Genomic DNA, 8753 nt, shown 5'->3' with positions numbered 1-8753 from the left:
TCAAGCAGGCAAGTGATTCTACTTTTGGGTTGTCTACTTGACGGGGAAGCTTACGCACACACCAGGATAATTAGCGAAAAATGAGACGGATTTATTTTCAAACCCTATTCGACTCACAACTCATTCCTCTCCCATCCCTCCAGATCGAATCCGTCCTTCACCAGATAGTCTTTCGACAATTCCCTGATCCGCCTCCACGGCTCGTAGTTACGGACCAGCTCGTCGCCGGTAATTTCGTCAGGAATTTCAATGGCACGGATAGCTTTCTTTAGATCACTCAGTATCTCGTTTTCCTCTAGAACGATTCCCTTTTGTTCAAAGAGAATATTCTTGGCTGAGTTCAGCAATTCTTCCGGAAGAAGATATTCTTCCTTGGTTCCATCAATGACATACCTCTCCTGAATCTTCAGGGACGCCATCGGCGCCAAGACTTTGTGTATCAGCTTCATGAGTTCAAACGCCTAATCGGGACAATTGGGGATTGACCACGGCTTCTGCTCAAGGCGCCCGCTTAGAGCTCTCCACAAACTCCTCCAGCTCATAACCGTTCGCAGCCAATATCTCGTTGATCCGCCCCATCGCTTCATCCCCCAGGTCACGCTCCCGCGCCAGTACCCACCCATATGTCCGCTCCGGGTGTCCGATCACCACCCAGGAGTAGTCCTCGGCGAGCCCGATGATCCAGTAATCGCCCCAGAACCACTGACGGCCGAGGAAGCTGACGAAGCTGACCTGGAGTCTGGCGTTGGTGTCGGTATCGACGATACGGGCGATGCCCTGGGCCTCGTCGTACTCGCCGCCCTCGACCTGGCAGCGGTTGAGCACGTCGATGCGGCCGTCCTCGCGCAGGCTGTAGGTGGCGGTGGTGTCGGCCACGCACTGGGCCTGGAAGCGGTTGGGGATCCTGGCGATCTCGTGCCAGGTGCCGGTATAGCGCGCTAGGTCGACGTGGTCGACGGTGGCGGGGGCGTCCGCCTCGCGGACGGGGCTGCCGCAGCCGGCGAGGAGCACGGCCGCGGCGAGCAGGGTGAGCAGGGGGTGTTTCATCCAGTGGACTCCGTTCCGGACGGGTGCGGGATCAGGGGAGCTGGATACCGCCGCCGCCCATGCCACCACCCATGCCTCCAGGGCCGCCCATGCCGCCGCCACCCATACCCCCACCCTGGCCGGGCAGGACCAGGCCGGAGGCGGCCTCGCGGCGCATCTCCTCGAGCTGGCGCATGGTGCGCTCGATGGCCTTTTCGGCCTCGGTGGCGAACTTCTTCGCGGCCTCTTCCAGCGAGGCGGCCGGGATCTCGAAGTTGAGCGGCAGCGGGCCGGCGGAGGATATGAGCTGGGCCTCGCCCAGGTAGACGACGGGGCGGGTGCCGTCGGTCTCGCCCTTGCCGTTGACGGGGGTGAGGCGGCGGATGGTGCCGATCTTGCGGTCGGTGAAGAGCTCTTCGAGGTAGAGCTCGCTCGGGTTCATCTCGGGGGTGCTCTGGTCCTGCGCCATGGGTGGGCCTCTGGTGATGGATGCGTGATGTCAGAAGGTTAGCAGGAAACCCCGCGCGATTCGAAACCAGCCCGATGCGAAACCGGGGGCGGTTTGGGGTCTGGCGCGAATCTGTGTTTTGATCGGTGCTGCAGCATGCCGGCAGGGGCCGGCGCGACGACATGGGAGGGGCGATGCGCTATCTGGAGGGGGCGGACCCGGCCGAGACGGCCTTTGCCGGCAGCCACGGGATCCTGGTGGGCACGGCCATCTACGGCCTGCTGCTGGGGATCGGCTTCCTGGTCTTCGGCCTCAGGCGCCGGGAGCTGTGGATGGCCTTCTGGGGTGCGCTGCTGGGGCTTTCCAGCCTGGCCTACCTGGGGGCCTGGCTGCTCGGGCTTGCCTGAGGCGGGGCGCCGGGCGGCGCCCCGCGAAACTCATTTGTAAAGGCAGAGGTAGGAGGCCTCTTCGGTGATGCGCACGCCGAACCTGGCGTCCGCCGGCACGATGAAGGTGCCGTTCACCGGGATGTCGCGCCACTCGCTGTCGCCCGGCAGCTGCACCGCCATCTTGCCGCTCACCAGCTTCATGTGCTCGATCTGGCTGGTGCCGAACTCGTATTCGCCCGTGGCCATCACGCCGATGGTGGCCGGACCGCCCTCGGCGGTGAAGGCGATGGACTTGACCTTGCCGTCGAAGTACTCGTTTACCTTGAACATGTGGATTGCCCCGGTGGGTTGGAAAGTCGGCTATTCTACCAACTCGCGCCCGGCCCGGAAGCAGGCCCCACCCGATCGATATGCCTGGAGGAGGGGAGATGACCGCACAACAGCCGACCAGCCTGGAAAAGACCACCGCCGTCCTGTTCGTGGCGGTGCTGGCAGGCGCCTGGATCGGGCTCGCCTGGATACTCGTCGAGTTTCCGCGCGCGTTCTTCCCGGAGGGCCAGCCCCTGCCCATGCTCACCCGCCTCGCGCTGCTGACCTTTCCCTGGGGCATGCTGTTCGTCTTCCCCTCGGTGATCGGCGCCTACCTGATGTGGCGCGGCGTGAAGGGCACCGCCTGGGCCCTGATCCTCATCCCCGCGGCCGCCACCCTGGCCCTGGTTCCCCTGCTGCTCTGGGCCCTGTATCTTCCCGCGCTGAACTGACACCGCGAGACGAGACCATGGCCGAACTCCACCCCCAGCTGGCAAAGGACTGCATCGAGATCGGGCGCTTCCCGCTGTGCCGGGTGCTGCTGATGAACGACGCCAACTACCCCTGGTTCATCCTCGTGCCCGACCGCGAGGGCGCGCGCGAGATCTACCAGCTCACCGAGGCCGACCAGCAGCAGTGGCTGCGCGAATCCACCGAGCTGTCACGCGCCATCGTCGAGCTTTTCCAGCCCGACAAGCTCAACATCGGCGCCCTGGGCAACATGGTGCCGCAGCTGCACATCCACTACATCGCCCGCTACCAGGACGACCCCGCCTGGCCCAGGCCCGTCTGGGGGCAGGTGCCGGCAAAGGCCTATGACGGGATCACGCTGGAAGAACGGCGCAAGGCGATGACGGAGGCACTCGGGGAAGGGTTTTGCAGGGCGTGAACTCGCAAGATTCGTAGGAGCGCTGTTTATGCCCTCTGGGTGCAAGGCGCGATGCAAAGACCCGGGCGACGTGCCACCCCTGATCGCGCCTTGCGGCGCTCCTACGCGGCTTGCAACCCGGACGGCTCAGCCCTCCACCTTCTCCAGCACCTGCGTGACCACGTCGCCCTTGCGGTAGTTGTAGAGCTGCTTGGCCATGATCTCGTAGGCGGCATCGCGTTTTTCGGCGGTATCGAACCAGCGGTAGGACTCGAAGTCGTCGCCCAGCAGGTGCGCGGCGCGCATGGTGTCGCCCGCGGGCAGCGTGACGCGGATTCCGTAGCGTTTCATTCCTCACCCCTTCTCTGTCTATAAGGCCTGTGCGGTCGCCGGCCCGCAGACCGGCGCCTGACGATTGTCGGCGGCCGAACTATAACTGATGTGTCGCCGGCACCACCACTTTGCGGGCCGGCCTGCGTTTGAACGGTTTCCAGCAAACTGTTATTGTACAAAACTAATTCACGGATGCGGGGTTTCCCATCGCGATCAAGCCGACCAATCCGGCCCGCGTGCCGGCCGCGCTGTTGCTGGCGTTGCTGCTGCTCCTGCCCGGGCTGGCGGGCGCGCAGGCGCCCCGGCTCGAGAGCGACAGCGCGGTGGCCACGGCGGGCTACTACCGGCTGAGCTGGCAGGGCGAGGCCGGGCGCTTCCTGCTCGAAGAGGCCACGCGGGCGGACTTTGCCGATGCGCGCGTGCTCTACCAGGGCGCGGACCTGGCCACGCTGCGCAGCGGCCAGCCGGACGGCGACTACTACTACCGCATCCGCGCCCTGCACGAGGCCGGCCCCTCGCCCTGGAGCGAGGCCGTGCACGTCGAGGTGCGCCATCACCCCCTCTCCCGCGCGCTGACCTTTCTGCTGCTCGGCGCCATCGTCTTCCTCGCCACGCTGGTGCTGATCCTGCGCGGCGAGACACTCACCCGATCCCGTCCCGAGGGCCTATGAGCACTGCCACCGACACCCCCCGTCTCGAAGTCAATTTCGATCGCCTGCAACAGGAGATCGACACCCTCGCCGGCATCGGCCGGCGCGAGGACCATGGCATCTACCGCATGGCCTTCACCGATGCCGACTGGGAGGCCCGCGCCTGGTTCAAGGAGCGCATCCGGGAGGCGGGGCTGGAGGTGTACGAGGACGGCGCGGCCAACATCCACGCGCGCTACCGCTACGACCACCAGACGCCCTCGGTGATGATGGGCTCGCACCTGGACAGCGTGCCGGGCGCCGGCCACCTGGACGGCGCGCTGGGCGTGCTGGTGGCGCTGGAGTGCGTGCGCCGCATCAAGGAGCTGGACCTGCCGATCCGCCATCCGCTGGAGGCGGTGTCCTTCACCGACGAGGAGGGGCGCTTCGGCGGCATGCCGGGCTCGCAGGCCATGTCGGGGCAGCTCTCGCCCGAGGACATCTACAACGCCCGCGCGGTGGACGGCGAGACCCTGATCGACGCCATGCGGGCGCGCGGCCTCAACGCCATGGACATGCTGCGCGCGCGCCGCAACCCGGACAGCCTGCATGCCTTCCTCGAACTGCACATCGAGCAGGGCCCGGTGCTGGACCGCATGGGCATTCCCATCGGCGTGGTCGAGGGCATCGCCGGCGTGCGCAAGTGGGACGTGCGCCTGATCGGCGCGGCCAACCACGCCGGCACCACCCCCATGAACATGCGCCGCGACGCCTTCCTCGGCGTGGCGGAACTCGCCGGCGAGCTGCCGCGCATCCTGGAGGAGGAGGGCAGCGCCAACAGCGTGGCCACCATCGGCCGCGTGGAGCTCAAGCCGGGTGCGGCCAACGTGGTGCCGGGCCAGGCCGACTTCATCATCGAGGTGCGCGACACCGACCCCGAGGTGCTCAACCGCCTGGCCAACGGCTTCCGCCGCACCCTCTCGGCCATCGCGCGCCGCCGCGACCTCATGTTCGAGTTCGACGTGCTGAGCGACATCGAGCCGGTGAAGTGCGACCCGGGCGTGATGGCCACCATCAGCCAGGTGGCCGAGGGCATGGAAGTACGCGCCCACCCGATGCCGAGCGGCGCGGCCCACGACACCCAGTTCATGGCGCGCCTCACGCGGGCCGGCATGATCTTCATCCCGAGCAAGGACGGGCGCAGCCACTCGCCGGCCGAGTGGTCCGCCTGGGAAGACATCGAAACGGGCGCCAACGTGGCGCTCAACACCCTCTACCGACTCGCGAGCTGAGCCTACATGACCGAAGAACAGAAACTCGACCCGCAATTTCTCAACGTCGACCCGCTGCGCGAGACCTATCGCGAGGCGCTCACCGAATCGCCGGCCGTCGTCGAGTCGCTGCAGGAGCATCACACCGCCCTGCTGTGCATCGACCTGCAGTACCTGGATGCCGCCCCGGGCTATGGCGTGTTCGCCGATGCGGAAAAGTCCGGCGTGCCGAAGGAGGCACAGCAGTATTACTTCGACCGCCTGGAACACACGGTGCTGCCCAACGTGCGCCGCCTGCAGGACGCCTTCCGCGAACGCGGCCTGGAGGTGATCCACACCCGTATCCAGTCGCTCACCCGCGACGGCCGCGACCGCAGTCCCGGGCACAAGCGCCTCAACCTGCACGCCGCGCCCGGCTCCAAGGAGGCCGAGTTCCTCCCGGAGGTCGCGCCCATGGACGACGAGATCGTCATCAACAAGACGGCCAGCGGCGTGTTCAACGCCTCCAACCTCGAGTACATCCTGCGCAACCTGGAGATCACCGGCCTGTTCGTGGTCGGCGTGTACAGCAACGAGTGCGTGTCCACCGCGATCCGCGACGCCTGCGATCTCGGCTTTTACGTCACCCTCATCGAGGACGGCTGCGCCACGGTGACGCCCACGCTGCAGAGCGCCACCATCCAGACCATGAAGGACCGCTACGCGCGCGTGTTCAGCACCGAGCAGGCGGTGAACGAGATCTGCAAGGTCGTCACCGAAGAGGCCCAGGACAGCGTCCCGGCATAGCGACCAGGAAACCCGTCGATGAACAGCGTCAACAGCGCCATCCTCACCCCCGGCACGGGCTGGCTGATCCTCGCCCTGTTCAGCGTCCTGTGGGTGTGGCTCGGCTGGTTCCTCGGCCGCAAGGCGAAGGGGCTGGAGGGTTACATGCTGGCCGGGCGCCGCGTGGGGCTCGCGCTCGGCACCGCCACGGCCATGGCTACCTGGGTGACCAGCAACACCACCATGGTCGCCCCGCAGCTCGCCTTCCAGATGGGCGTGTGGGGCATGTTCGGCTACTCGCTGGGCTCGGTGGGACTGATCCTGTTCGCCCCGCTGGCGCGGCGCATCAAGCAGCTCATGCCCAACGGCTTCACCAGCGGCGACTTCATCCGCCTGCGCTACGGCGTGTGGGCCTGGCGTGTGTTCCTCGTCATCTCGCTGTTCTATGCGATTGGATGGCTGATCAGCCTGGGCATGGCGGGCGGCATCCTCATCCACACGCTCACCGGTATCGACTACCGCATCGGCATGAGCGTGATCCTCGCCGTGTGCATGGCCTACACCCTGCTCGGCGGCCTGCGAGCGGTCATCGGCACCGACTTCATCCAGACCATCATCATCCTGCTCGGCGTGGCCGTGATCGCGGTGATGGCCATCGACGCCATCGGCTTCGAGCAGATGCACGCCGACGTGCTCGCCGAACGCCCGGAGCTTCTGAACCCGCTGATGCCGGCGGCGCTCATGTTCCTGTTCAACAACCTGCTGTTCGGCATCGGCGAGATCTTCCACTCCAACGTGTGGTGGAGCCGCGCCTTCGCCTTTCGCGAGGGGGTGGGCTTTCGCGCCTACCTCATCTCCGGCCTGATGTGGATGCCCATCCCCATCGTCGCCGGCTTCGTCGCCCTGGCCGTGCCCTCGCTCGGCATCAACGTGGCGGCGGCCGACATGGTGGGGCCGAAGGTGGCGGGCGAACTGCTGGGCTACGCCGGCGCGGTGCTGGTGTTCATCGTGGTGTTCTCGGCGCTGGCCTCCAGCCTCGACTCCCTGCTCGCCGCCACCTCCGACCTGGTACTGCAGGACATCTACCGCGGCCACCTGCGTCGGGACGCCAGCGATGCCGAGCTGCACCGTGCCGCCCGCTGGATCGTGCTCGGCCTGGGCCTGATCACCTGGCTGCTGTGCCTGCCGCGCATCGGCACGCTGGGCTCGCTGCTGCACTTCACGGGCGCCTTCGTCGCCAGCACCATCTGGCCCATCGCCATGGGCCTGTACAGCCGGCGCAACAACCAGCTGGTGGCGACGCTGGCCATGATCGCCGGCACCACTGCCGGCCTGATCGGTTTCTTCACCATCGGCTTCTACGTCGCCGCGCTGCTCTCCGGCCTGGTGTCGATGCTGGTCGTACTCGCCGGCAGCCTGCTCACGCCGGCCAGCTTCGACTGGCAACGCCTGGCCACCACCGCACCGAGGGAGGCCCGCTGACATGACCATCAGCACCACGGCACTCGCCGTCATCGTCACGCTCGCCGTGGCCGCGACCGCGCTGAGCCCCTTCATCCTCATCGCCTTCTGGATCAACGACCGCCGAAAGGGACGACTATGGTAAGGAAAAAACTGCACCCGCTGCTGGAAAAGCCCATCGAGGCCCGCCAGTGGACGGTCGGCATCGAGCGCCCCACCGGGCTGCTCGACTGCATCACCGAGGACCCGGAGGTGCTGATCGATCTGGCCAACCGGCCGATCATCTCGGCGCAGCAGTTCGACCGCGACCACCTGCGCCAGCTCTGTCGTCTGGCCGCGCTGTACGAGACCACCCCGGCGCTGATGCACCCGCCGCTGGTGGGCAAGATCCTCATCAGCGCCTTCTACGAGCCGAGCACGCGCACGCGGCTCTCCTTCGAGAGTGCCTGGCATCGCCTGGGCGGCGACATCATGTCCATCACCGACCCGGCCACCACCGGCATCGCCAAGGGCGAGTCGCTGTCGGACGTGGCCGAGATGTTCAACAACTATGGCGACGTGGTGGTGCTGCGCGACCGCGACGAGGAATCGCCCTACCAGCTGCTGGAGGCCCTGCGCATCCCCATCATCAATGCCGGCAACGGCATCGACGAGCATCCGACCCAGGCCCTGGCCGACATGTACACCATCTTCAAGTGGCGCCCGGAGCTCAGCCAGGACGAGGTGGCGCCCGAACACCGCGCCCGCATCGGCATCATCGGCGTGCCGGCGCGCATGCGCACGGTACGCAGCCTGCTGATCTTCCTCTCCACCTTCTCGCAGGCCTTCGAGGAGGTGGTGGTGATCGGCGACACCGACGAGATGTTCCTCGAGGGCCAGCGCGAGGCGCTGAAGGCCAGGGGCCTCAACATCCGCACCGCGCGCAGCCTCGACGGCCTGCTGCCGAGCTTCGACGTGGTGTACATCAACTCCATCGCCTGGGTGGGCGACAGCTTCGAGCGCCTGGGTGAAAACCTGCGGCTGGACCGCAACTCGCCGCTGAAGAAGGGCGCCATCATCATGCACCCGCTGGCGCGCGGCGACGAACTCTCCACGGATCTCGACGACACGCCGCACAACTGGTACTTCGCGCAGGCGCGCGGTGCCGTGTTCGTGCGTATGGCGCTGCTCACCTCCATCACCCAGCGCGTGCATCGCGTGATGGACGCGCCCGAGTAATCCAGACACTCATTCACCGAATACGGGAAACGAAAA

13 protein-coding genes are annotated in these 8753 nt (G+C 66.4%); 8 read left to right on the top strand and 5 right to left on the bottom strand.

The window, feature by feature from the left end:
- Positions 1 to 113 precede the first annotated feature (113 nt).
- Genes HUJ28_00645 through HUJ28_00635 form a run of 3 tightly spaced genes read right to left on the bottom strand, consistent with a single transcriptional unit; the run spans position 114 to position 1468 of the window.
- Positions 114 to 449, bottom strand: a complete 336-nt coding sequence (locus HUJ28_00645) for a hypothetical protein (protein MBD3617970.1) — start codon at positions 447 to 449, stop codon at positions 114 to 116.
- A 49-nt stretch (positions 450 to 498) separates the two neighbouring features.
- Positions 499 to 1047 carry a lipocalin family protein gene (locus HUJ28_00640; GenBank protein ID MBD3617969.1) on the bottom strand — a complete coding sequence of 183 codons (549 nt, stop codon included), beginning with the start codon at positions 1045 to 1047 and terminating at the stop codon, positions 499 to 501.
- 31 nt (positions 1048 to 1078) lie between these two features.
- On the bottom strand, positions 1079 to 1468 hold the full coding sequence (locus HUJ28_00635; GenBank protein ID MBD3617968.1) for a hypothetical protein: 390 nt from the start codon (positions 1466 to 1468) through the stop codon (positions 1079 to 1081).
- Between the two features lie 152 nt (positions 1469 to 1620).
- On the opposite strand from HUJ28_00635, the gene HUJ28_00630 reads away from it, so the two are divergent.
- Entirely contained in the window at positions 1621 to 1881 is a 261-nt protein-coding gene (locus HUJ28_00630; protein MBD3617967.1) for a hypothetical protein, read from the top strand.
- A 30-nt stretch (positions 1882 to 1911) separates the two neighbouring features.
- Here the strand turns inward: HUJ28_00630 and HUJ28_00625 are convergent, their stop codons facing one another.
- Positions 1912 to 2193, bottom strand: coding sequence for a pyrimidine/purine nucleoside phosphorylase (locus HUJ28_00625; protein MBD3617966.1), 282 nt, complete (start codon positions 2191 to 2193; stop codon positions 1912 to 1914).
- 98 nt (positions 2194 to 2291) lie between these two features.
- Between HUJ28_00625 and HUJ28_00620 the strand changes: the two genes are divergently transcribed.
- Complete coding sequence (locus HUJ28_00620) at positions 2292 to 2624, top strand: hypothetical protein (protein MBD3617965.1); 333 nt, start codon at positions 2292 to 2294, stop codon at positions 2622 to 2624.
- Between the two features lie 17 nt (positions 2625 to 2641).
- Positions 2642 to 3061, top strand: coding sequence for an HIT domain-containing protein (locus tag HUJ28_00615; protein ID MBD3617964.1), 420 nt, complete (start codon positions 2642 to 2644; stop codon positions 3059 to 3061).
- A gap of 126 nt (positions 3062 to 3187) precedes the next feature.
- Here the strand turns inward: HUJ28_00615 and HUJ28_00610 are convergent, their stop codons facing one another.
- Positions 3188 to 3391, bottom strand: a complete 204-nt coding sequence (locus tag HUJ28_00610) for a hypothetical protein (protein ID MBD3617963.1) — start codon at positions 3389 to 3391, stop codon at positions 3188 to 3190.
- A gap of 194 nt (positions 3392 to 3585) precedes the next feature.
- Between HUJ28_00610 and HUJ28_00605 the strand changes: the two genes are divergently transcribed.
- The 5 genes from HUJ28_00605 to HUJ28_00585 all read left to right on the top strand — a co-directional run bounded on the left by HUJ28_00605 (position 3586) and on the right by HUJ28_00585 (position 8717).
- Complete coding sequence (locus tag HUJ28_00605; GenBank protein MBD3617962.1) at positions 3586 to 4044, top strand: fibronectin type III domain-containing protein; 459 nt, start codon at positions 3586 to 3588, stop codon at positions 4042 to 4044.
- Entirely contained in the window at positions 4041 to 5294 is a 1254-nt protein-coding gene (locus tag HUJ28_00600) for a Zn-dependent hydrolase (GenBank protein MBD3617961.1), read from the top strand. Before HUJ28_00605 ends, HUJ28_00600 begins: the two co-directional genes overlap by 4 nt.
- Positions 5295 to 5300: 6 nt before the next feature.
- The gene (locus tag HUJ28_00595) at positions 5301 to 6059 is read left to right on the top strand and encodes a cysteine hydrolase (GenBank protein ID MBD3617960.1); all 759 of its coding nucleotides are present in this window, start codon (positions 5301 to 5303) and stop codon (positions 6057 to 6059) included.
- Between the two features lie 18 nt (positions 6060 to 6077).
- Positions 6078 to 7520 carry a sodium:solute symporter family protein gene (locus HUJ28_00590; GenBank protein MBD3617959.1) on the top strand — a complete coding sequence of 481 codons (1443 nt, stop codon included), beginning with the start codon at positions 6078 to 6080 and terminating at the stop codon, positions 7518 to 7520.
- A gap of 117 nt (positions 7521 to 7637) precedes the next feature.
- Positions 7638 to 8717: an aspartate carbamoyltransferase gene (locus tag HUJ28_00585; GenBank protein MBD3617958.1), complete on the top strand. Its 1080-nt coding sequence runs from the start codon at positions 7638 to 7640 to the stop codon at positions 8715 to 8717.
- Positions 8718 to 8753: the final 36 nt, after the last annotated feature.

The sequence above is a fragment of the Chromatiales bacterium genome, assembly GCA_014762505.1.
In the GTDB taxonomy this organism is placed as follows: domain Bacteria; phylum Pseudomonadota; class Gammaproteobacteria; order SpSt-1174; family SpSt-1174; genus SpSt-1174.
This window is presented reverse-complemented; position numbering and strand designations above follow the sequence as displayed.